A 21,835-nucleotide genomic window follows, 5' to 3' on the forward strand; every position below is an offset into this window, starting at 1 on the left:
TTTTTTCTTGATGCTCGTTCGGAACGGATACGAGGTCATTATTCTCAACAATCTTGCCGTGCTTATCCCGGTTAGCTCCCAAGCTTACCAATTGAATCAGGTCATCCGTGGCAGCTTAAGCCATCACGCTCGGACGGGTGCAGATCCTTAAAACGAGACGTAAACCACGGAACGCTGAATAGTGACTGTTATTTAACCCTTTAAATTGTAGCTTCCAAAACACGTTTTTAGCAGAATAATAAGTACGGATAAGTTTCCGCTAATACTGCTTATTTTTGTCGGAACACCTTCTCTCGGGTACCTCCGAACGGTGGGAAGTTCTTTGCATCTGTAGCCAATCATCGGCGCTCTATACGAAAGATAAGACAGCAACTCGTAGGTCATAAACACCTCACGGAATGGTGCTATATTCTGATCAAGAAGCATTTTTCTACTATAAGCGCGAAAGCCTTGGGTCGTATCTGTCCATTTGAAACCAGAAGCCAGGCTCAGCATTGGTGCATGGATAAACCGAATGGCGAAGTCTCGCGATATTGGGGTATTTTCTGCTACACCACCTGCGATGAATCGAGATGCCTGTACAAAATCTACTCCGTCCTTTAGAGCCGCGATAAAAGAAAAGATCGCCACTGGGTCATCTTTATCGTTACCATCGATAGTGATGATCCCATCGTAACCTTGGTCTAGCGCGAAGGCGTAGGCACAGCGAAGTTGTGCGCTTAACTTGCCCGGACCAGTCTTAACCAACAGCCCTCGCACGCCTACGCGCTGCAGAGAGTTCAGTTCAAGCGAGCCATCCTTGCTTCCACCATCGACAATGATAATGTCGGCGCTGGCATCAATCTTGAGCACCTTCATTTTGACTAGTAAGTTATTTATTCGGTCGCCTTCATTGATTACCGGTATTACCACGCACCATGGATGCTGCCGGCCCATCCAGAAAGGCGTTTCGAACGCTGGTATTTGCCAGTTAGTCCTAACTTCAGCGGAAATGCTGGGGTTCATTGTCATATCTTTTCTGTTCTCATGCCATGTTGGCTGTGATCAGGGCTACTCCGGCCATGACCAGCACGATGCCACCACCGGTTGTCCAGTGAAAGGGTTCCCTGAAAAGCAGTACGGAAAGCAAGGCTACAGTAGCGATTGCACCTGATGTAAGCACCGGCTGAGCGACATTAAGAGGCAATCGCGCAAGAGCAGCCGCGTAGAGCAGGAAGGCGACACCGTAGAGACCAAGCCCAAGCCAAAACGGCCAATTAGACATTGCTGACATAGGGTCGCTGAGGGTGGGGAACTTTCGTGGCGGCATCATGGCCATTTTCACCAGGACGCTGGCCGAGGCGTTTGCGACAATGCCTAGCACGAGAATAAGCCATTTCATAGCCCCACTCCTTTGGGTATACGGTAGCTGTTGATGGCAGATTTCAGCGCTCTTTCGATCGACACAACATGTGGTTCGTTTGCGGTCGCCAACATCTCAATCGAGACAACATGGCCCGGCAAATTTTTCTCTAGCGCCGCAGAGACATTACCATGGTCGGTACTGCCGTCCCCGATGGGGAGCAGCCCCGGTTCGCTCGCATGAACATGACCAACTGATTGTGCGCAGCTATCAAGTACGGCCGCCGCATCATCGCCATTAATAGTTAGAGCGCCTGTATCTAATTGCACCTTGATAGACGTGTGGCCAACATATTGCACCAAGCGAACAGTTTCGGCGGTTGTGGTCATAAAATTTGCGCCATAACAGCGGGGGGTAGGCTCAAGGCAAACCACGACTCCGTGAGATTCCGCGATATCGCCGAGACGTCTAAAAAAAGGCACCGCAACGTCTATTGCCTTCTGATCGGTCAGTCCAGAACGATCTCGATTTTTTGGCGAGCCAAACACCAGTCGAGTGGCCCCGAGACGCCCACCGATACGGCATACGGCTGTCAGATGCCTCAGCATCGCATTCTGAACCTCTGCAGGACCAAAAAGATTCAAACCATTAGTACCAAACAACAATGCCTGCATGCCAGTAATTTCTATACCACGTTTTGTCCACCAGGCACTCACATGTGCTATATCCCGATCACTCGCACCTTCTGGATCAGGAAAGTATTTGCCTGGCGCCACGTCAACCGCATCAATGCTATATCGGCAGAGTAACTGGGAAACCTCCTCGTCTTCCGTGATATCCCATGCGATATTTGACATGGCCAACCTCATGCTGTCGTCCCCGGTGCTGGATTCACGGTCACAGGCTCAGATTGTGCGTAGGCTCGGATCGCCTGAATCGTGTCGTGGACGCTATATTGATAGTGACCATTAGCACCGAACAATGCAGCATGGCGGGTACGTACATCATACTTTGCGGGTGTACTGATCAATTTTCGATCGAATGGCTTGCCGAAACCTCTTAGAGATACATCGGCAACACTGATCGGAGCAGCCGTTAGATGAATCAAATTCAAACCGGCATCCACGGCAGTCTGGATGTCATACCAGAGATTGACGATCGGGTAGAACTGAAATTCCCACCGGCTATCAATTGCATTTATATTATTGCGATTCAAAAAGTCAAAAACAACATTTTTACGCAGACCAGGTCCCACCAATCCAGGGAGACGAACGATCAAGTGGTTAGGAAAGTGGTTTTCCACAAATTTTTCGATGAGTCGTCGGTGTAAGCCGTAGGCATGGAGCCCCGTTTCCTCGACTAAGGAAGTCTCATTCACGCCAAACGGCATCTTGAATACATCAACAGTGCTGATCAATATAAATGTTTTACATTGAATGGTTTTTAGGTGCGCTATCAGTCCATCTATTTTCTGCCTATCCGCCTCGGGGTCGCGATTCGCAATCCATTTTTGAGCCGGTGCCCCAGCACAGCACGCTGTATCGAAAAGTTTACCTTCTATCTCGTCAATGTTTGTTGATCGGTACAGTGCCCCGAACTGAGCCTGTTTAATAAGTGCGCTACCAACAAATCCAGAAAACCCTATAAGAGCATTCGTCATTCACCGCACCTCCCTATCTATGAAACTTTCAGAGATTAGATATTCTGCATCAAGCTTTTCAATAATATCGAAAATATTATCTATTTTTCCACCTAATATGGAATAGCAGCCCGGCAACTCTGGATGTTTTTCAAACAAAATTGGTCTGCCATCGTCTTCCTCATTCTTAACCAGAACTGTCTTCACTTCAAATAAAGAATCAACATATTTAGACTCAAAAATGGTCGGCAGATACCTCCCTGCGTCCCGAACCATACGTTCGATGCGTGTCGCGCGGTCGTAATGAGCTAACTTCCGGTAAGGATCGACAACAGGTTCATCATTCCAGTGTATATGCGGTGTATAGCGGACGTGCGAGAGCGTGTGTAGTCCCAGAGCAGGAAAAGGCATCATAGAAAAAAAAGGGCCGTCCATGACTGTGATGCCAACGTCCTGAAGTGCCGGAGGCATCTGCACCAGTGCCAATTCTGCGACTTCGTGTTTCAGGCCTATGCGGGTACCTGGGAAATCACCAGCAAACTGGTTGAGGCCGCTATAGGTGCAGTTGAATACGTAACGGCAGGTGATTGATTCATCGCCATCATGTTTGGATTGAAGCACAATATGCAATGCCTTGTTAGGCCCTTTGAAGATGGATGTTACACGGGTCTCAAGACGAATCTTTACGCCGCTTTCATCCAACTCGCACACGGCCCATTGGGCTAGTTTGGTGGCATCGAACGCGTACTCCTCCACCTCAAACACGTCCTCGATCAAGTGTGACTCAAACAATGCTTTCAGTGCCGAATCTGCCGGCTTAATCCTGACGCCTATTTCTCGGCAAAACCGTTCAAATTGCCTAGCAGTGACTTTGGAGTTACGACAGGCAATTGCGTATACTTTGACGAAGTCCTGCTTAACGGCTTGTGGCCAGTCGCGGATAAATTTTGGCAGATTAACGCGGCTCCGGTACGCGGTCGTGAAACTGCGTGGATAGTGATAACCGTTGTGGACGCGCGCCTGGTTATTATATGACGCACGGCTCAGCAGCGCAGGCTCTCGCTCAACCAATAGAATGCGTTTTAGGCCGCGTTGTTTAGCGAGATATATGGCAATTGCCGTGCCATAAAAGCCACCTCCGATAATGACGGCATCTAGCGGGCTATCTATAGCCATAATCACGTAACTCGTGCGGGAACAGGATTGGAAGTACCAGTGCTGGTAGTTATTGGTGCCACCTCCTCAATGTTCAATTTTTCTCGGCGAGTCATTATGGCGCTAGTAAACATCTGGCCGATGTGATACGGCGGCCCCTCGTTGGACAACTTGGCCATCTGAATAATGTATTCACCAAGCACCAATAGCACGAGCGAAATCAATAAGAACATGCCTGATTGCTGTAGCGACAGGCTGATCCAGCCTGGTGAAACGTCCGCTTTGAATATGCCAATGGCAACCACATATATCGAGTAGATCAGGTTTGCAACGGCTCCAAAAAGCGATAGCATCGTAACAAGTCGCATCGGCATTTTGGTTGTCGATACTAATAGATTTATTCCTCTGTCGACGCTCTCCCCAAGCCGCTTGGGGTGCGACATCTTCGGCGCTGAACTGTATTGTAAGTTGATTCGCGCAAACCCACCTGTCACCGGTAGATGGCGATAGGTAATCCCAGGTTGTGGATATTGAAGAATTAAATTTACAACTCTCTTGCTAAGGATGCGATACTGAGGGGCATCCTTAGCCATGTCAATGCCATTAGAAAATTTGTAAATAGCATTGAATGCTGCATTAGCGATGCGATACGCAACACTTTTTTTCGGCTTCTGTGTATTATTGGCAAACACCACTTCGGCCCCTAAGACCGACTTTTCCAGCATCTCTGGCAAGAAGGCAATATCCTCCGCCAAAGGATCAATGACGGCAAAAAAATCGCCTAAAGCGTTCTCCAGGCCAACCCACGTCGCTGTGTCTATATCGATTTCTTGTGTGAGTGCGTAAACCTGCAAATTTGGAAGGCCTTTCTCTCCGGTCAAGTTCTTGAGTACGGATATACTCTCATCGTTAGAGGCATTATCGACAACAATTATTTCGTAATCGCTGACAAGTGATGAAATGTGTCTACCGGTGTCTGACAATATACTTTCTAATTTATGTTGTTGGTTGCGTATGACATACACAACAGACAAAAAAATAGGATAGAACGGCATTCATATACCTCCAAAAAGTTCGCATTCTAGTTTTTCTCGGACAGTTCAAAAAATACCACATTGGCCTGCACGATGCGAAGCCTCCTATTGACATGGGGTAACTGCAAAATCATAGCGCAATTTAGGCGGGCATGCCACCATCATACAACCATCCCGAATTCCGCGACTGACTAATATCGGAGGTTGGTATCCCTACCGCGATATCAGGTGATCTTTGTAGCTATTCAGACACCCCTTCGACGGTAGAGTTGCTGTAGGCATAGAGATGCCCAAGGAGACGTATGTAACTATCTGAGCCGAGCGAGTTGGAACGATCGGATTTTGGGGATCTGAATCTAAATGTTTTGGGCGCACGTACAAGAGCTAGGCGTGCGCGTGGCCAAAGACAGCCACAACTCCAGCAAACCGCCTTCCTGGGATGGCCCGCGTAAGCCCGCACCCACAAATCTTTGCGTGCCAGGCGAGGCGACCTCCCAGAGGCGGACAGAAGGCCCACCAGGACTCTGCGCTGGAAAGAGTTGGCGCACTGGTCCGGTTTGAGCCAACCGGGAAGTAGGCGACAGTCCGCTCAGCAAAGACCGAATCGCCGCGATTCACGCTGGCTGCAACACTTTACTGACCCCAGGCGGGGTGATCCATCCACCCAGGAAATACAAGACGAATGCCCAACAAGGTCAAGCAAAAGGTCCCCGTTGGCTTCCGCGCCCGCGATGGGGTAGCGACACCCCTCGTGAATAGCTACAATACGACCGATGATATCGGGTACGGGCATATCTATAGGCGGCGGCACCTGGACCTCTTTCAGTACGGGGCTCATCTCCACGCTCGTATACCACAACTCCGTCGCCTGGAGCCCAATGGTATTGGGGCCATGGGCTAGGAATGGGGCGAATTTCAGCATAGCTTACCTCCTCCTCGATACCCATGCACTTCACGTTATCTGCCTATGCTACCCACTCGTAGTGACGGGGACTCTACATCTATGACATTAACTACAAGGTCTAATAGATTAACCAACGTCAACCATTATCGAGCAAATCTTGATGCTGCCTACCGTCAAGGAAATTCCAGGTTGTCAGCGCTTGCGAAAACGCTTTCGGGTTTTGCGTTCCAAATATTTCTATTCCTTTCTCTAGTGATGCCGTCGGGTCATATCGGATCAATAAATGTAAAATTAATATCTTTTATTGTTGTGTTGGCGCTGATTCTGCTGTCCAACGTGAACGTGTCATTAAATTATTTGGTTGCGGTTCTTTGCGCATTTATCGCCTCTATAATATGGCTGGCCATGGGAATAAATAATCTGGGAAGTGTTGCGATGCCCGTCGCACAGCTAAGGGCAATAGACATTACTATATTGATACCAATGTTTACATATATAGTGCTAAAAAACGAAATATTGGCGCCCAAAAACATCTATAGCATAATTATTTATGCAGTCACATTCATCGGAGCGACGAAGTTATTGTTGCTCCTATATGCTGCAACAATGCATATTGATTTTATCGGCCTTACCCAAAGTATTGGGCGCTATTTTGATACTCAGATCATGACCATGCCAATCGGCGGGTTTTTGTACCGATTCGAGATGCCATCTGACCTTGCCGGCCCTATCGCAATATACTCCTTACTTCTAGGGAAATCATTTGGTTTAGATAGAACTTTTGGCAAAAGATCTGCACACATACTGATTATGGTAATAATATTTACTGCTTTCACGTCCTACAGTCGATATATTTGGGCAGACCTTGTCGCGGCCATAATTATTGCTACGCCATACTCTCGAATAGCCAGACAATACCTCCTTGCGTTCGGCCTTTTTGCAGGCTTGATTATTGCGTTAGATCACGCATGGATTCAAGCGTTCATCAGCAGATTTTCATCGAGCGCTACAGTTATATCGGATAACATTCGACTTAAGGAACTTCCTATTCTGCTGAAACAATTTGAAACAAGCCCAATTATTGGGCATGGACTCGGTTTCCATGCCCCACATTTCATTCGTGATCAGCATGACAAGTTTTCCTATGAGCTTCAATGGGTGGCACTGCTTATGCAGATTGGCGTTGTCGGCGTGGCGGGAATTATGGCTCTGCTTACGCTGGTAGCCAGACCATTTTTATTTCTCCCGCTCAATAAAATGAACGTCACTCTTCTTATCATGTTCACCCTTTGGATTGTCTCTGGTTTTTTCAATCCATACCTTACCTCATCTGCCGCCGGGGCAATCTTCAGCTTTTTTGTTGCGGCAGGCTATTCGTTGCGACACAAACATAGCAACTCACCAAACGTGAGGCTGCGCAATGCGTTGTAAAGGCATATTAATAGCTAGTACCAGTGGTTCAAACAAAAGTATGAGTCTATTCGTGGTTAACCATAGAATGACGGACGGTCATTGCTTTCTTAACTTCTATCCGCATAAGGTCGACCACAAATGGAACAGGTAGACATTCTTCTTGCCACATTTAATGGTGTGCGCTATATTGATCAGTTGCTAGATTCTATTTCTTCACAGAGTTATGCCAATTGGCGATTATTAGTTAGGGACGACTGTTCGACGGATGATACTATATACAAGGTCAGGTCCTTTGCAGCCCGTCATAATGGTAAAGTCACGATAATCGATAACAATAATTTGCGCTTGGGGATTATCGGCAACTTTACGGCCTTACTCAGCGAAAGCTCAGCAGAGTATATAATGTTCGCTGACCAGGACGATATATGGCTCCCGAGAAAAATCGAGATGACCCTTTTCAAAGCTAAAATGTTAGGCGGAGACACAGACATTCCGCTTTTAGTTCATACCGATCTACGTGTTGTTGACAAAAATCTTAATACGATTGCCGAATCGTTCTGGGAATACCAGGGGCTCAATCCGAATCGTGGAGCGACCCTAAAGGACGCGATGGTACAAAATGTTGTTACAGGATGTACCACACTGATTAACCGGAGTTTAGCTGAATTGGCCACGCCTATACCAGAGGACGCCAAAATGCACGACTGGTGGATTGCGATAGTTGCGGCGGCTTTTGGCAGAGTCCACCATATTCCGCAAGCCACGATTCTATATAGGCAGCACGGCGGAAATGATACCGGCGCGAAGCGATGGAACCTTTATAATGCAGTAAAATATGTTTTCCCGGGAAACAAGCTACACCAAAACATATTAGATACGGAAATACAAGCGCTGGCGTTTTTGAACCGATATTGTCATGTCTTGTCAAAACCGCAGATGGCTATTTTAAAGCAATTCGCGTTATTGAACGAGAACAACTTCCTTGTTCGTAGGATAACATCATTCCGACTAGGTTTGCGGAAGCATAAGTTGTTGCGTACAATCGGATTGTATTTATTTATGTGACTACAGGGCAACTATGACAAAAAACCAAAATGTCGCTGTTATAGTGCCGATATTTAATGGCGGCACTGTTTGGCGGCACTGTGCCTCCATTCTACAAGCTAGCCACTGCCGTCCTACAGTAATTCTTGCGATTGATTCTGCTTCCTCTGACAACAGCGACAAGTTCGCCCTGGACGCCGGCTTCGACCTGATCCGTATAGACAAGAATGACTTCGATCATGGTGGCACCCGACAGATGGCGGCGGAGCGGCTAAGAGATTGCGACATTCTTATTTATATGACGCAAGATGCCATACTGGCTTCCCCTGCTGCGCTGGAGTCTTTGGTGGAGGTATTCAACGACCCCAGCATCGGCGTGGCTTACGGTCGGCAACTGCCGCGGAAGGGTGCGTCTCCCATCGAGGCCCATGCTCGACTGTTTAATTATCCAGCACAGTCCAACAAGAGAACCTTGGCGGACAAGAAAAGCATGGGTATCAAGGTGGCTTTTAGTTCTGACTCGTTCGCGGCCTACAGAACAAGCGCACTATTCGCCGTGGGGGGATTTCCCGAGAAATTAATTTTTGGTGAAGACATGGTGGTAGCCGCCAAAATGCTGCAAGCGGGCTGGTCCGTTGCGTATGTGGCGGAAGCGGAAGTTTTCCACTCGCACGGATACACGCTACTTCAGGAGTTTAAAAGATATTTTGATATTGGCGTTTTCCATGACAACCAAGGCTGGATGTTGCGGGAGCTTGGCAAACCAGAAGGCGAAGGTTATCGTTTCGTAACATCGGAAATAAGATATCTTTTGGCCAACGCGCCGCAATACTTGCCATCGGCCGCACTGCGCACTGTGCTGAAATATTTCGGTTATAAGCTGGGACTCGGATATCGCCGTCTGCCGAAACGGGTGATTGATCGGTGCACGATGCACAAACGTTTCTGGCTTACGAATCCATAAAGGGCGCGCTATGAATGACCGCTAGCCTCCGGGCAATCCACCTTACTTGGCGATTGAATGAGCATTGATTTCAGGCTGTCCGTTCACAGGTGACGAGGAACCCATGATCTACGACTTTTGTGTGGTTGGCGGTGGCATTGTAGGATTCGCAACGGCGATGCAGCTTTTGCAGTTGCACCCTGGTGCAAGTCTGCTCCTCCTTGAAAAGGAAAATAGCCCGGGCCTCCATCAAACCGGGCATAACAGCGGGGTCATTCATGCGGGTATCTACTACGCGCCGGGAAGCCTGAAGGCGCAGTTATGTCGTGACGGACTCAATGCAAGCAAAGCATTCTGTCGTGACCACGGCCTGCCTTTTGAGGAATGCGGCAAACTCATTGTGGCGACGAATGATATCGAGCGTGAGCGCATTGATGCGCTGTATGCACGTGCGCACGCCAACGGCCTAAGTCTCGAACGGATCGACGGAGAGGAACTCCGTCGCCGGGAACCAAATATCAGCGGGGTGGCGGCGCTTTATAGCCCGGAGACAGCCATCACCGACTTCGCTGCCATGTGCCGTAAGATGGCTGAACTCGTCGCTGAACAGGGCGGCGAAGTTCATTATGGCATTACGGTCGATAGCATCGCGGAAAAAGACGCGCATGTGGAGATCGGCGCGGAGGGGAATTCCTGGCGGGCCAAAAAGTTCGTTGCCTGCGCGGGGGCTCAATCAGATCGGTTGGCAGCGCTTGCCGGGCTGGATGTGGACTTCCGCATCGTGCCCTTCCGCGGGGAATACTTCCAACTGCCACCGGAAAAGAATCATATCGTGAAACATCTTATTTATCCCGCACCGGATCCTTCGCTGCCATTTCTCGGCATACATCTTACCCGCATGATAGACGGCAGTGTCACCGTTGGGCCGAATGCGGTCATTGGTTTCGCCCGCGAGGGTTACCAAAAGTCATCCTTCAATCTTCGCGACTCTTTGGATTTCGCCGCTTATCCGGGTTTTTGGAAGCTCATTCTGCAATATCGCCACCATGCGTTGCATGAATTGCGAGGTTCATTGAGTAGGCGAGCCTACCTGGCGGAGTGCCGCAAATACTGTGCCTCGCTTGAACTCGATGATCTACAGCCTTATCGCACCGGCGTCAGGGCACAGGCCGTTTCCAGGGAGGGGGCCGCTATTCACGATTTCCTGATCAAGGAGACGAAGCGTATGCTCCATGTTTGCAACGCCCCCTCCCCCGCCGCGACATCCGCGATTCCGATTGGCGCCATGATCGCCCAGAAATGCGGGGAACTACCGGGATAGCCACTCCTTGACACCCCATGCTATAACCCCCTACGATCCAAGCGAGTTCACCGCCTGAATGTGCCAATCCCATGCTCAACAATACCATCTTGCGCCCATTTGTTGAGCCTCCTCACTACAGAGCACCCCAAGAGCCGGCAACACGGCGGGTTGGCTGCTGCCATGATGCGCTTAAAACAGCGATTGACGCCCTGCGCAGGGAATAATATGGCATGCCCGTCGCCGGTGTTGCCCACTGCTGGCTTCCGTCCAGAACCTGGGCAGATATCAGGACGCTGCGGACCTCTTCAGCCCCAACGTATCCTGCCTGCGGATGGACTGATTCCCATGCGCCTAACCCCTGACGAAGTCGTCATCATCCGCCAGACTACCCAAGAAAGCGTAGACCGCGGCGCTGCCACATTGCCATCTAAGGCTACGATTATTACTCCATGCACGACTACATCCACGTCCGGAACCGCCGCTGCGCGCCGTTTCCGACGAGTTCTGGCGCAAACCGAGGAATCTTGCCCCGACGGCAGCGACACTGTACTCGTAACAGATAGCAAAAAGATACGGCAAGAACTGGAAATGCGGTCGCGCGTCGAGGACCCCGTTGATCATCTTCGAGCATGCGTGGGAGTGGGAGCAGCAACAGCCTACCGACCGACAATCTACAGGCGATACCCACGCGCAAGTGCCATGGTGGCCTAACACAGATGGAATCGAAGCGAAAAAAATTTAACATCATTGCCAATTTCATTGGCGGCGGCTGGACAGCGTTGATGGGACTGGTGTTTATCCCTGTTTATATAAAATATTTGGGGATATATTCGTACGGGGTAATCGGAATATATGGGTCCCTGCAGATCTGGTTCACATTGCTGGATATGGGGCTATCTCCGACGATAAATCGGGAGATGTCACGCTTCGCGGCGGGTGCGGTAAGTAAAAAAGATATACATGATACATTAAAGACCATTGAAGTTATTTATGTGATCATGTCAATAATGATCGGCGTGTCTGTCATAGCGGGCTCGCGCTGGTTGGCAACCACTTGGCTAAAGCTAGGGCCGCTCTCTACTGACACCGTAACACATTCGCTGATGATCGTTGGCTATATTATAGCTATTCGTTGGATGTCCACGATATATAAAAGCGCGATACAAGGTCTTCAGAATCAGGTGTGGTTAAACATCTTTACAAGTATTATGGCAACCATAAGAAGTGTAGGATCGGCGCTACTGCTAGCATTTTTTTTCAGGTCCCTGGAATTGTTTTTTGCTTTTCAGGCAATAAGTTACACCATAGAAATGTTTGTTCTGTACTTTAGGATACATAGTTACTTGCCCCCCTTAACAAATAAGGCGGAGATACGATTAGGACTATTGCGCTCCGCTAAAGGGTTCATTGCGGGGATCGGTGTCATAGGAATAATGTCAACCATTCTTACACAACTCGATAAGTTATTGCTATCACGCATGGTAACATTAGCCGACTTTGGTTACTATGCTTTAGCGAGTTCGGTTGCAGGCGCGTTATACATTCTGGTCGGCCCCATAAGCAACGTAGCCTATCCGCGCTTTACCGCGCTGGTCACCATGGGGGATGAAAAGACCTTGGCACAAGAATACCATCATTTTGTACAGTTGCTAAGCATCGCATTGATGCCCGCGTCGTTGATATTGGTGCTGTTCTCCCGAACGATCCTGATGTTATGGACAGGAAGTACGCAACTGGCATCAATAGTTGGCCCGATTTTGGAAATTCTGGCTATCGGCAATTTATTTAATGGTCTCACCCATGTTCCCTACATGGCGCAACTGGCATTTGGATGGTACCGACTAAAATTGGCGTTTTTGCTAATCGCAACCGCAGTTGCTGTGCCTGCCCTCTTTGTTTTTATCCCCAAGTATGGTATTCAAGCTGCGGCATGGACATGGTTATGTGTCAATCTCTCCATGCTGCTAATTGAGGTGCCGATTATGCATAGTAGGATATTCCAAAACGAACTGAAACAATGGGCGCTTGTTGATACATGTTTACCCCTGACCATCGCATTCCTTGTGGTATACCTTGGTCGCCAAATTTATGTGCACAAATTCATCCCAATAAACAGTGTGGCGACCTCTTTATTCATGTTTACGTTGCTTATCCTGTCAACACTTGGCACGGCATTAGTCACGCCCCTTGGAAAAGATAAGATGCGAACAATCATTATTTCCTTAAAAAACGATGGCGGACTTAAAAATATTTTATATAAATGGGGACGCAAGTGACACATATCCAGGCAGCGATTTATATATGATATTTCGACAGATGTCAATCGCATTGGTGAAAACCTACCTAATATATGCAGGATAATGTGTTATGATATATAAAAAAAGTTTTGAATTTTTGAGGGCACCGATATGGATGAAATATATCAAGTTAAAGACCTTATATTCAAAGCTGGTTACTAAGGTTTACTACAAAAAAATGTTTAACCGGTTAGGTGCGGGGTCTTTTATACGTTCACCATTAATTATAACCAACCCCAAATCCATCAGTATTGGGGATAACGTTTGGATGGGTGTCGGCCTGAGAATGGAGGCGCAAACCGGTTGGTTCGGGCAGATATTCACACCAGACCTGGTGATCGAAGACAATGTAAGCATCGAACAAAACGCGACTATCAGTTGTGCCAATAGGGTGGTACTCGGCCGGAACACCGTTATTTCGTTTGACGTGTTCATAACCGATAATGATCATGCCTACGAAAAAATCGATGTTCCTGTAATGTTACAACCGCTTATCGTCAAGAAGACTATTATCGGAGAAAACTGTTTTATTGGTTCTGGCGCAAAACTCCTGGCCGGCACTGTGCTGGGAAAGCAGTGCATAGTAGGCTCCAATTCCGTGGTTAGAGGGGAGTTTCCCGACTACTGCGTCATCGTCGGCTCACCGGCCCGCGTAATCAAACGCTACAACGCACAAAGCGGACACTGGGAAAGGGTATAAAACCTGTCGCCTACTTTTCGCAGGCGAGCGGTTCAGATCCCGCCATACGGCATGTGAAAATACTCTGCCTGTTCGCGGCGCAGACGCTCTATCAGTCGTCCGGATGGCAGCTCGACGTCATCATAAGTAAGCACCTGATCCTTGGGTACTGCGCGCTTGATTCGGCAGTCTTCGCCCACCCCTATGGGCAATAGGCGATCGCGAGCGACGACATCGGCGTTCTCGGCCAGACCGTAGCTCAGAAAACCGCCAAATCCGTCCAGCACTTCGCCCGGAACGAGATCGCGCTTGGCGGTGGTTATCACCTCAAGCCGTGGCCCGCCAATCGGTGCCATCGTGGCGTCGTCGAAGAGTGCGGCGCGGGCGATACTATGATGCGCCTCGAAATGGCAGAGGTGATATGGTCGATAGAAGACGTAGTAAGGTCCGTCACCGAGTTTGTAGTATTTCAGATATTCGCGCTGCACGGGATGGTCGTGGCGGGCGATGACGAATACGCCCGGCGCCGGCTCGGCCTGAACCACATAATCCACAGTGCCGCCGGGGATTTCGAGTGCCTCAGGGGGATACCAGCCTGGAGCTTCTCGCACCTGGGTCCCCATCGGCACGGTGGGTCCGTACATACCGCGGCGGGCAGCGCTCAAGCCGAAGGCATTGGCCACTATCGCCATCTCAAAGGAAATCTTCGTTCCATCCGCAGCGGATGTCGCCAAAGGTGCGCCCAGATGGAAGCGCCGCGCGAATTCGGCCTGAGTGTCAGGGGTGCGATAAGGGTCGTGCAGGCCCTTGATATTGCCCGCGAGCACCGGCTCGGCGCCGATGGAGCGCACAAAACGATAGAGATTGGCGATGGCGCCGGGCTGGTCGCCGTCGGATTGCGTCAGACACACACCGGCGCGGTCAGCATAGACCTTGAGGATCGGTCCGACGGTGCCGTCGAGCTCCGCGTTTACCATGACCACATGCTTGCCATGTTCAATGGCGCGTAGAACCATGCCTGCGGCATAGTCCACGGTGCCAGTAATCTCCAGGATCACGTCTATCTGCGGACAGTCGGTAAGTAGCGTGGCATCCTCGGTAACTGCGTAGCGCTCTTCGGCAATGGCCTGCAAGAGGGCGACCGGGCTCTCTACCGCAACGGTGTCCTCGGCTCCAGCCTGCGCGTACGCGTGGCGGGCGCCTTCAAGGTGGCGGTTGGCTATGGCCACGAGCCGCAATCCGGGTGCATGGCGTGCAACGAGTTGCAAGGCAATGCCACGCGCCTGGCTGCCGGCACCGATCATGCCGACACGGATGGGCTGCCCCTGGACCTCGCGCTCAGCGAGGAATTTGTCGATGACCATCATGGGGTGTACTCCTTAAAAGGGGCGCCGCAGCGTCCTTGGGGGAAATGCGCAGCTTAGCTGACCACAAGCTCTGGTACGGCAACTGCAAATTGTCCACCCCAATCATGGATATAACCATAATGCAACCGGACTTCGTCTGCGATGTTCCAGGGCAGGATCAGAACGATATCCGGGCGGCGCTCCTTGAGCACGGCAGGAAGCAAAATAGGAATGTGGGAACCGGGGAGGAATTTCCCCTGTTTGGACGGCGCGGCATCGCAGACGTATGGCAGCAAATCCGGCTTGATGCCCGCGTAGTTGAGCAAGGTGTTGCCTTTGGCGGCCGCACCATAGGCAGCAACGGACTTGCCCGCCCGCTTTTGCGCAATCAGAAAAGTGACGAGGTCATCTTTTACGCGGTCGGCGCGAGGTTGAAAGGCGCGGTAGGTTTCCAGGTCGCGTAGACCCGCTTGGCCCTCTTCTTCCAGCAGTTTCGCCACCGCCGGGGTCGTATTCCGTTCATCCTCCGCGTGGCAACCGTAGATGCGCAGACTACCGCCGTGGGTGGGCAGTTCTTCCACATCCCATACGCGCAGGCCCGCTTCTGCGAAGATCCGGCTCACGGTATACAGGGAAAGATAAGAGAAATGCTCATGATACACGGTGTCGAACTGGGTGTTTTCCAGAAGGCGCATCAGATGAGGAAATTCCAGGGTGATGGTGCCCGAGTCTTTGAGGGCGGCCTTGAGGCCAGCCGTGAAGTCGTTGATGTCCGGTACATGGGCGTAGACATTGTTGCCGATGATGAGGTCTGCGCGTTTGCCCTGGGCAGCGAGGCTTTCCGCCAGCGACTGGCCGAAAAATTCACGCAGAATCGGGATGCCCAGACGTTCTGCGGCATCAGCCGTGCCCGCGGTGGGCTCGATGCCCAGACAGGGGATGCCGGCCGCCAGGAAATTCTTGAGCAGATAGCCGTCATTGGCGGCCACCTCCATGACCAGACTGTCTTTCCCAAGCGCAAGCCGGGTGCTGATCATGCTGGCATAGCGGGCCGCATGCTCCAGCCAGCTTTGGGAAACGGACGAGAAATACGCATAGTCCGCGCTAAAGAGTTCGTCCGCCTGGGTGTAGTCTTCTGTCTGCACCAACCAGCAATGGTGGCAGACAAAGAGCTTGAGCGGGAAGTACAGTTCGGGCGCCAGGAGGTCGGCCGTGGAGAGGTAGGCATTGGATGGCGGGGCGAAGCCGAGGTCAAGGAACACATGTTGGAGCGGCTTCTGGCAGTGACGACATTTCATATGGTCATTCCTAAATAATCGGTGTGCAGTAGTGGATGATGGCGGTCACGCGCGGAGAGATCGGCAACGGGTAGCGGCCAGGTAATCCCGAGCCGGGGCTCGTCATGGCACAGGCCACCTTCGGCGGCTGGGGTATAGTATGCGGTATGCAAATAGAGCAATTCGCTTTCGGCTTCCAGCACCTGGAAGCCGTGGGCACAACCCTCCGGGATCACCAGCATGCGGGCATTGTCCGGCGTCAGCTCCTCTGCATGCCACTGCAAAAACGTCGGTGAACCGGCGCGCAAATCCACCGCCACATCCCAGACACGCCCCCGGATGCAACGCACCAGCTTCATTTCGGCATGGGGCGGGCGCTGGTAGTGCAAACCCCGGATCGCACCCACCATGCTGGTGCGGGAGTGATTGATCTGGACGATGTCACGGTCGCCGAGTATTGCCGCCAATTCCTCTTTGCAGAAGAAGCGTGAGAAGGCGCCGCGCTGGTCTGCGAAGGGCTGCGTCGCCACAACAGCGACTCCCCGCAGGGCGGTGGCATGAATATTCACGCCGCGCTCCAAGCCACGCCAGTCGCCCGTACATCGGCAAAAGGTGCCGCAAGCTGCGCTCGGCTGATGATGTCACCTTGCTCCAGATGGAAAATCACGCCTGGGCCTATCGCCAGGGGGCACTTGCCTGACGCGCACGAACCCAACGCAGATCAGCATCGAGCCAGCCACCCTCGCGCAGGTGCGTGAGGGTCTTGAGACGCATGAGGAAACCTTCGCGGAAAGCCGCGTCGCGGAAACCAATGGCTTCGAGTCCGACTTTAAGATCGGCTAACGTACGTTCCAGTGTCCATTGTGGCTGATGGTCGGGCGCGAGTTCGCGAAAGTGGCTGAAATCCACGCGATAGGAGCGCTTGTCTGAGGCGGCCTCCGAGTTGATGGACACTCCTACACCTCCAACTGCCGCCGCGGTCGCTTTGGCAAGGTCACGAATCTGATAATTCCAGGAGTCGGAGCCGGTATTCATCACCTCGAAGTCTTCACCTGCCTTGCGGTCGAGCGCCCAGTCCATGGCGCGGCACATGTCCTCAATGTGAATCAGGGGGCGCCAAGGGCTGCCATCGGAGAGCACTTCAATGCTTCCCTTAGCGAGCGCCGTGGCGACGAAGTCGTTGATTACCAGATCCAGGCGCAAACGCTCACTCATGCCGCAGGCCGTGCCAAAACGCAATGCGGTAACGCGAAAGTCCGGGCCAGCCAAGGTTTCGAGTTCTTTCTCACTACCCACCTTGGAGCGGGCGTAGGCGGTCAGCGGGGCGAGCGCATCGTGCTCGCGGCGCGGGGTGTCCGATCCTGCACCATAGACGCTGCAACTGGATGCGAAGACGAAACTCTTGACTCCGGCAGCGCGTGCGAGCCTCGCCACGCGCAAGGTGGCGGTTTGGTTGATGTCTTCAGTGAGTGTCTCGAAGGCCTTGCCGAGGGGATCGTTGGACAGCCCCGCGAGATGCACCACCGCATCCACTCCCGAAAGCAGGCCAGGATCGCAGTCGCGCACATCAGCGTAATGCTGGACATCGAGGGCGCTTTCCGGCCACGGACCACCTGTAGTCAGCGCACCAGCGAAAAACCCTGGGTCGAGGCCTTCGATCCGTGCCCCGTGGCGGGTTCTACGCAGGTGGCGAATAAGCACCGGGCCGATGTAGCCGAGATTGCCGGTAATGAGAATTTTCATGGTCACTCCTGTATTTGTTAATGAATGTTTGCGGTTCTCTGATGATTACTGTTCGTCAGTCCAGGCACACCAGGGTGCCTGCCCCTCGGCCCAGAGGGATTCGAGGTATTGCTTGTCTCTTAATGTGTCCATCGGGTGCCAGAAGCCACTGTGGCGATAGGCCATCAGTTCGTTCTCGTGGGCCAGCCGTTCCATGGGTCCTCTCTCCCATACGGTATCGTCACCTTCGATGTAGTCTAGAACCTCCGGATTCAGGACAAAGAACCCGCCGCTCACCCAAGCCCCGTCGCCCTCCGGTTTTTCACGGAAATAGGGGACATGATCGTCGTGGGGGTGGAGTCCGAAGGCGCCGAAACGGCCTGGCGGCTGCGCGGCCAGCAGGGTGGCCTTACGCCCGTGCTGCCGGTGAAAGGCGATCTCGGCGCTGATGTTCACATCGCTGACCCCATCGCCATAGGTCATGCAAAAAGGCTCATCCGCGTCCAGGTACTCGCTCACCCGGCGCAGGCGCCCACCGGTCATGGATTGCGCGCCGGTCTCTACCAAGTGGATACGCCAGGGTTCGGCGTCGTGGCGCCGGTAATGCAGATCGTTGGTGGCCAGATCAATGGTCACATCCGATCGGCGCAACAGATAACTCGTGAAAAACTCCTTGACCATGAAGCCCTTGTAGCCGAGGCAGATGATGAATTCCTGAACGCCATGGGCCGAGTAGTGTTTCATGATGTGCCATAAAATGGGCATCCCCCCAATCTCGACCATGGGCTTGGGACGTACCCCCGTTTCTTCCGCCAGCCGGGTTCCGAACCCACCGGCCAATATGACAGCTTTCATTCAGGCAACTTGCCTCATTCCGGGAGAACCATGAAAAAATTTTATACCGGAACCCCGCGTTGGCGCAAGGACGGGTTGGCACGCAAATCCATCTGCGGACTAACATAAGCGGTTTTGTCCCGCTTTTAAGTCTCATGTGGGTCTATTCTATTTTTCTAAATTGCCATGTTATGATTCCTCATCAAGTAATAGATCGTTAAGTCCATAGGGAAGTTATGTGATCGACTACGATTCCGGTGTCAGTTGACGCCTCAGTGAAATGGAGTATGACGAAGTAAGGGGGCAACGCTGGCACGGAGCTTAAGAGGTGCCGCCGATGCTCTATTGCTTTTCTACGGCGATAATCGGCCTGACGGCCGTAAGTCACACCGCAAGCCGTCATCTTTGTGCACAGCCTTTTGGCTATGGTCATCGTGTTAGTCAGCATAGTCTGGGCGCTATGGATCGCGCCGGAACTGTGGCACGCATCGGGAAATATTTATGAACGAAAATATACCCTGTATCGCCATGGCCAGAATAATGTTTCATGATGTGCCATAAAATGGACATGCCCTTGGTTTTTGCCATTGATTTTCAAAAATCCTGGCCTATAGTTTCAAATGGGTGGCTAAAAACAGGCTGCTTTTGCGGAGGACACCGTCATGGCAAGTTCAGGCAAATATGGCAATGTACACATCCCTGGCATCGGTGCGGATGAACCCGTATTCATCCTGCGCGCCCAGGATCGTCTGGCGGAAGCCACCCTGGAAATGTACCGGGCGCTGGCGAGCTCCCATGGCGCTCCGGTAGCCCCTGGGGTCAGCAAGGAAATAGATCGTTTCCGGCAATGGAAGGGGCAGAAAAAGCTGCCGGACTGACCTTGGGATGAAATCGACGTGCGGTTGAAGTCACGCGACCTAATTTTGCGGGGCAAGCACTGCCCCATGGATTTCCCGGATCCCGTTGAGACCAGTCATCGCCACAGACAAGATAGTGGCACGGCGTATAGACCATCGCCAAAAGAGGCGACCGCATCGCCATCGTAGAGCACCACCCCTCCCACAAAACAGGTCCTCGTGGCGCTTTTCAGTTTGTGCAACCCTTTGAAATCGGCGAATGCCGACTATATGAAAGTTTCATGACGTCTATATGAAAGATTTTTGTTCGCCAATTGTCGATCCATCGTGGCATTGGGGGCCAATTCGCATAATAGGCCACGCCCCTTGCGGGCCGCTTCTCCAGTGCCGGTCAATCGCAGCATCCCGTCTTCGTGCATCGCCATGATCCACGTACTTCCCGGTTCAACGCCCAATTGGTGACGAATGCCAGCCGGCCGTACCAAGTGCCCGCGCTGGTCCACATGAACGGCGTATTGATCCGCGCCGACGCACCCCTTTCCTTTGGCACGCTGGCGGAACTCGAACCGGTTTGTCAATCTCTCATCAAGTCCTGACTTGACTCGCGGTAGTCTATAAACCACTGTTGCCACATGGATCATGTGACGATTGAACTCAAGCAAACCGAGACATTAAGTGGTGGACGAAGCTCAAGGATGAACGCGCCAGAGGCTTGATCTCTGCAAGGCTGAATCGCCTCGCCTACGGTCACGCTGGCGACGTGGAACCGGTTGGAGAGGGGATCAGCGAATTGCGTATCCACTATGGCCCGGGCTATCGCGTCTATTTTGAGAAACGAGGGGATACGATTATCGTCCTGCTCTGCGGCGGCGACAAAAGTACACAGGAAAGGGATATCAAGGCCGCAAAGCGGATTGCTGGTAAGGCCGACGAATGGAGTAACTGACATGACTGAACAACAACTGACCACTTTCGACCCCGCCGAAGGGCTAACTTCTGACGAAGCCATTGCGGTCTTCATGGCCGACGCGTTCGAGTCTGGCGACGCTGGCTATATCGCTCATGCCCTGGGTGTTGTCGCTCGCGCCAAGGGCATGGCCCAGATCGCCGGGCAAACCGGACTTTCCCGCGAACAGCTCTACCGTTCGTTCAGCGAGCGCGGCAACCCGACGCTCAAGACCACGCTCGCGGTCATGAAAGCTCTGGGAATCGAGTTGACAGCCAAAGGGCGGGCGGCGTAAAGGGGAGTAGTATTGACAAAGCTGCCCGGCAATGGCCTTTCCTTCCCCCAGAGCCATATGCGTCGCCGCATCCGGGAAACGCGTTGTGATTTTGCATGCTTTCGTCAAAAAGACGCAAAAAACGCCTAAGCAGATTCAGGCCCTGATCAAAAAAGACGTGCATCGGTAAGGTCAGTTCTGCCGTTCCGCATCACGCTCTTCCAAGATCACGCGACTGGCAGAGATCCCATCCAGGGTGAGTGGGCGAGCAGCACGCCGCTTCCAAGAAGGAATATCAGCCATCAGTGGCACAATATCCGCTACTGGCTTGCCGTTGCGCAAGACCCGAACGGCTCACCTGATTCCACCGGATCAAAATACTGCTTCGCGTGGTTACGCAGTTCCGTGAATGCCACCTGCTTCATGATCAACTCCTTCACACGTATTAATATGTACAAAATTATCTGTACATTCACAACATGTCCAGATAGATAGCAGCAAGTTTCTGGGTGATCAGACGAGCTTGACGGAGACCCTCTGTGTTCTTAAAGTAAAGTAGTGCTTGGACCTATTATACAAGGAGTTGGTATGAGAACAGTGACTGCCGCAGATGCCAACCGCCAGTTTTCTAGTGTGTTGCGCGAAGTAAGCCAAGGGGAAACCTTCACCGTGGTATCCAGAGGCAGACCTGTGGCGACCATCTCGCCCACCAGCGCCCACAACGCCCAGCGCAGCGCGGCAAAGACTAGTTTGCTAGCCCGGTTATGCACACAAGGGCGGACGGGTGCACGCAATTGGTCGCGGGATGATTTGTACGAGTGATAGC

24 protein-coding genes are annotated in these 21,835 nt (G+C 51.9%); 13 read left to right on the plus strand and 11 right to left on the minus strand.

Features of this window, described 5'->3' with window-relative positions:
- Positions 1-192: 192 nt before the first annotated feature.
- Genes M0P56_RS08890 through M0P56_RS08915 form a run of 6 tightly spaced genes read right to left on the minus strand, consistent with a single transcriptional unit; the run spans position 193 to position 5,191 of the window.
- Complete coding sequence (locus M0P56_RS08890) at positions 193-1,005, minus strand: glycosyltransferase family 2 protein (protein ID WP_291509690.1); 813 nt, start codon at positions 1,003-1,005, stop codon at positions 193-195.
- 19 nt (positions 1,006-1,024) lie between these two features.
- Entirely contained in the window at positions 1,025-1,381 is a 357-nt protein-coding gene (locus M0P56_RS08895) for an EamA family transporter (protein WP_291509691.1), read from the minus strand.
- Complete coding sequence (locus tag M0P56_RS08900) at positions 1,378-2,199, minus strand: sugar phosphate isomerase/epimerase (protein WP_291509692.1); 822 nt, start codon at positions 2,197-2,199, stop codon at positions 1,378-1,380. The genes M0P56_RS08895 and M0P56_RS08900 overlap by 4 nt, the downstream gene beginning before the upstream one ends.
- A gap of 8 nt (positions 2,200-2,207) precedes the next feature.
- Positions 2,208-3,002: a hypothetical protein gene (locus M0P56_RS08905; protein ID WP_291509693.1), complete on the minus strand. Its 795-nt coding sequence runs from the start codon at positions 3,000-3,002 to the stop codon at positions 2,208-2,210.
- Positions 3,003-4,157: an FAD-binding oxidoreductase gene (locus M0P56_RS08910; RefSeq protein WP_291509694.1), complete on the minus strand. Its 1,155-nt coding sequence runs from the start codon at positions 4,155-4,157 to the stop codon at positions 3,003-3,005.
- Positions 4,158-4,159: 2 nt separating this feature from the next.
- Entirely contained in the window at positions 4,160-5,191 is a 1,032-nt protein-coding gene (locus M0P56_RS08915; protein ID WP_291509695.1) for a glycosyltransferase, read from the minus strand.
- A 339-nt stretch (positions 5,192-5,530) separates the two neighbouring features.
- On the opposite strand from M0P56_RS08915, the gene M0P56_RS12425 reads away from it, so the two are divergent.
- The 8 genes from M0P56_RS12425 to M0P56_RS08950 all read left to right on the plus strand — a co-directional run bounded on the left by M0P56_RS12425 (position 5,531) and on the right by M0P56_RS08950 (position 13,774).
- Positions 5,531-5,731 carry a DUF6444 domain-containing protein gene (locus tag M0P56_RS12425; protein WP_366110003.1) on the plus strand — a complete coding sequence of 67 codons (201 nt, stop codon included), beginning with the start codon at positions 5,531-5,533 and terminating at the stop codon, positions 5,729-5,731.
- Between the two features lie 121 nt (positions 5,732-5,852).
- The gene (locus M0P56_RS08920; protein ID WP_291509696.1) at positions 5,853-6,071 is read left to right on the plus strand and encodes a hypothetical protein; all 219 of its coding nucleotides are present in this window, start codon (positions 5,853-5,855) and stop codon (positions 6,069-6,071) included.
- Positions 6,072-6,263: 192 nt separating this feature from the next.
- Complete coding sequence (locus tag M0P56_RS08925) at positions 6,264-7,505, plus strand: hypothetical protein (protein WP_291509697.1); 1,242 nt, start codon at positions 6,264-6,266, stop codon at positions 7,503-7,505.
- Between the two features lie 120 nt (positions 7,506-7,625).
- A complete protein-coding gene (locus M0P56_RS08930) occupies positions 7,626-8,552 on the plus strand; it encodes a glycosyltransferase family 2 protein (RefSeq protein WP_291509698.1) in 927 nt (308 codons plus the stop codon).
- 13 nt (positions 8,553-8,565) lie between these two features.
- Positions 8,566-9,495: a glycosyltransferase gene (locus M0P56_RS08935; RefSeq protein ID WP_291509699.1), complete on the plus strand. Its 930-nt coding sequence runs from the start codon at positions 8,566-8,568 to the stop codon at positions 9,493-9,495.
- 103 nt (positions 9,496-9,598) lie between these two features.
- Positions 9,599-10,795 carry an L-2-hydroxyglutarate oxidase gene (gene lhgO, locus M0P56_RS08940; RefSeq protein WP_291509700.1) on the plus strand — a complete coding sequence of 399 codons (1,197 nt, stop codon included), beginning with the start codon at positions 9,599-9,601 and terminating at the stop codon, positions 10,793-10,795.
- Between the two features lie 698 nt (positions 10,796-11,493).
- A complete protein-coding gene (locus M0P56_RS08945) occupies positions 11,494-13,053 on the plus strand; it encodes an oligosaccharide flippase family protein (RefSeq protein ID WP_291509701.1) in 1,560 nt (519 codons plus the stop codon).
- A 91-nt stretch (positions 13,054-13,144) separates the two neighbouring features.
- A complete protein-coding gene (locus tag M0P56_RS08950; protein ID WP_291509702.1) occupies positions 13,145-13,774 on the plus strand; it encodes a DapH/DapD/GlmU-related protein in 630 nt (209 codons plus the stop codon).
- A gap of 32 nt (positions 13,775-13,806) precedes the next feature.
- Here M0P56_RS08950 and M0P56_RS08955 read toward each other — a convergent pair whose 3' ends face one another.
- The 5 genes from M0P56_RS08955 to rfbF all read right to left on the minus strand — a co-directional run bounded on the left by M0P56_RS08955 (position 13,807) and on the right by rfbF (position 18,953).
- A complete protein-coding gene (locus tag M0P56_RS08955; RefSeq protein WP_291509703.1) occupies positions 13,807-15,120 on the minus strand; it encodes a hypothetical protein in 1,314 nt (437 codons plus the stop codon).
- A gap of 53 nt (positions 15,121-15,173) precedes the next feature.
- Positions 15,174-16,397, minus strand: coding sequence for a class I SAM-dependent methyltransferase (locus tag M0P56_RS08960; RefSeq protein WP_291509704.1), 1,224 nt, complete (start codon positions 16,395-16,397; stop codon positions 15,174-15,176).
- The gene (rfbC, locus tag M0P56_RS08965; RefSeq protein ID WP_291509705.1) at positions 16,394-16,945 is read right to left on the minus strand and encodes a dTDP-4-dehydrorhamnose 3,5-epimerase; all 552 of its coding nucleotides are present in this window, start codon (positions 16,943-16,945) and stop codon (positions 16,394-16,396) included. Before rfbC ends, M0P56_RS08960 begins: the two co-directional genes overlap by 4 nt.
- Positions 16,946-17,051: 106 nt before the next feature.
- Complete coding sequence (locus M0P56_RS08970; protein WP_291509706.1) at positions 17,052-18,119, minus strand: NAD(P)-dependent oxidoreductase; 1,068 nt, start codon at positions 18,117-18,119, stop codon at positions 17,052-17,054.
- A gap of 45 nt (positions 18,120-18,164) precedes the next feature.
- Positions 18,165-18,953 carry a glucose-1-phosphate cytidylyltransferase gene (rfbF, locus tag M0P56_RS08975; protein WP_291509707.1) on the minus strand — a complete coding sequence of 263 codons (789 nt, stop codon included), beginning with the start codon at positions 18,951-18,953 and terminating at the stop codon, positions 18,165-18,167.
- A 641-nt stretch (positions 18,954-19,594) separates the two neighbouring features.
- On the opposite strand from rfbF, the gene M0P56_RS08980 reads away from it, so the two are divergent.
- The 5 genes from M0P56_RS08980 to M0P56_RS08995 all read left to right on the plus strand — a co-directional run bounded on the left by M0P56_RS08980 (position 19,595) and on the right by M0P56_RS08995 (position 21,831).
- Positions 19,595-19,810 (plus strand): hypothetical protein, encoded by a 216-nt coding sequence (locus M0P56_RS08980; protein WP_291509708.1) that lies wholly within the window; start codon positions 19,595-19,597, stop codon positions 19,808-19,810.
- Positions 19,811-20,501: 691 nt separating this feature from the next.
- Complete coding sequence (locus M0P56_RS08985; RefSeq protein ID WP_291509709.1) at positions 20,502-20,735, plus strand: type II toxin-antitoxin system RelE/ParE family toxin; 234 nt, start codon at positions 20,502-20,504, stop codon at positions 20,733-20,735.
- 1 nt (position 20,736) lies between these two features.
- Positions 20,737-21,030 (plus strand): addiction module antidote protein, encoded by a 294-nt coding sequence (locus M0P56_RS08990; protein WP_014028562.1) that lies wholly within the window; start codon positions 20,737-20,739, stop codon positions 21,028-21,030.
- Between the two features lie 31 nt (positions 21,031-21,061).
- The gene (locus tag M0P56_RS12430) at positions 21,062-21,199 is read left to right on the plus strand and encodes a type II toxin-antitoxin system RelE/ParE family toxin (protein ID WP_366110007.1); all 138 of its coding nucleotides are present in this window, start codon (positions 21,062-21,064) and stop codon (positions 21,197-21,199) included.
- A 398-nt stretch (positions 21,200-21,597) separates the two neighbouring features.
- Positions 21,598-21,831, plus strand: a complete 234-nt coding sequence (locus tag M0P56_RS08995; protein WP_291509710.1) for a type II toxin-antitoxin system Phd/YefM family antitoxin — start codon at positions 21,598-21,600, stop codon at positions 21,829-21,831.
- The last annotated feature ends 4 nt before the right edge of the window (positions 21,832-21,835 follow it).

It is taken from the genome of Acidithiobacillus sp. (assembly GCF_023229925.1).
GTDB lineage: Bacteria > Pseudomonadota > Gammaproteobacteria > Acidithiobacillales > Acidithiobacillaceae > Acidithiobacillus.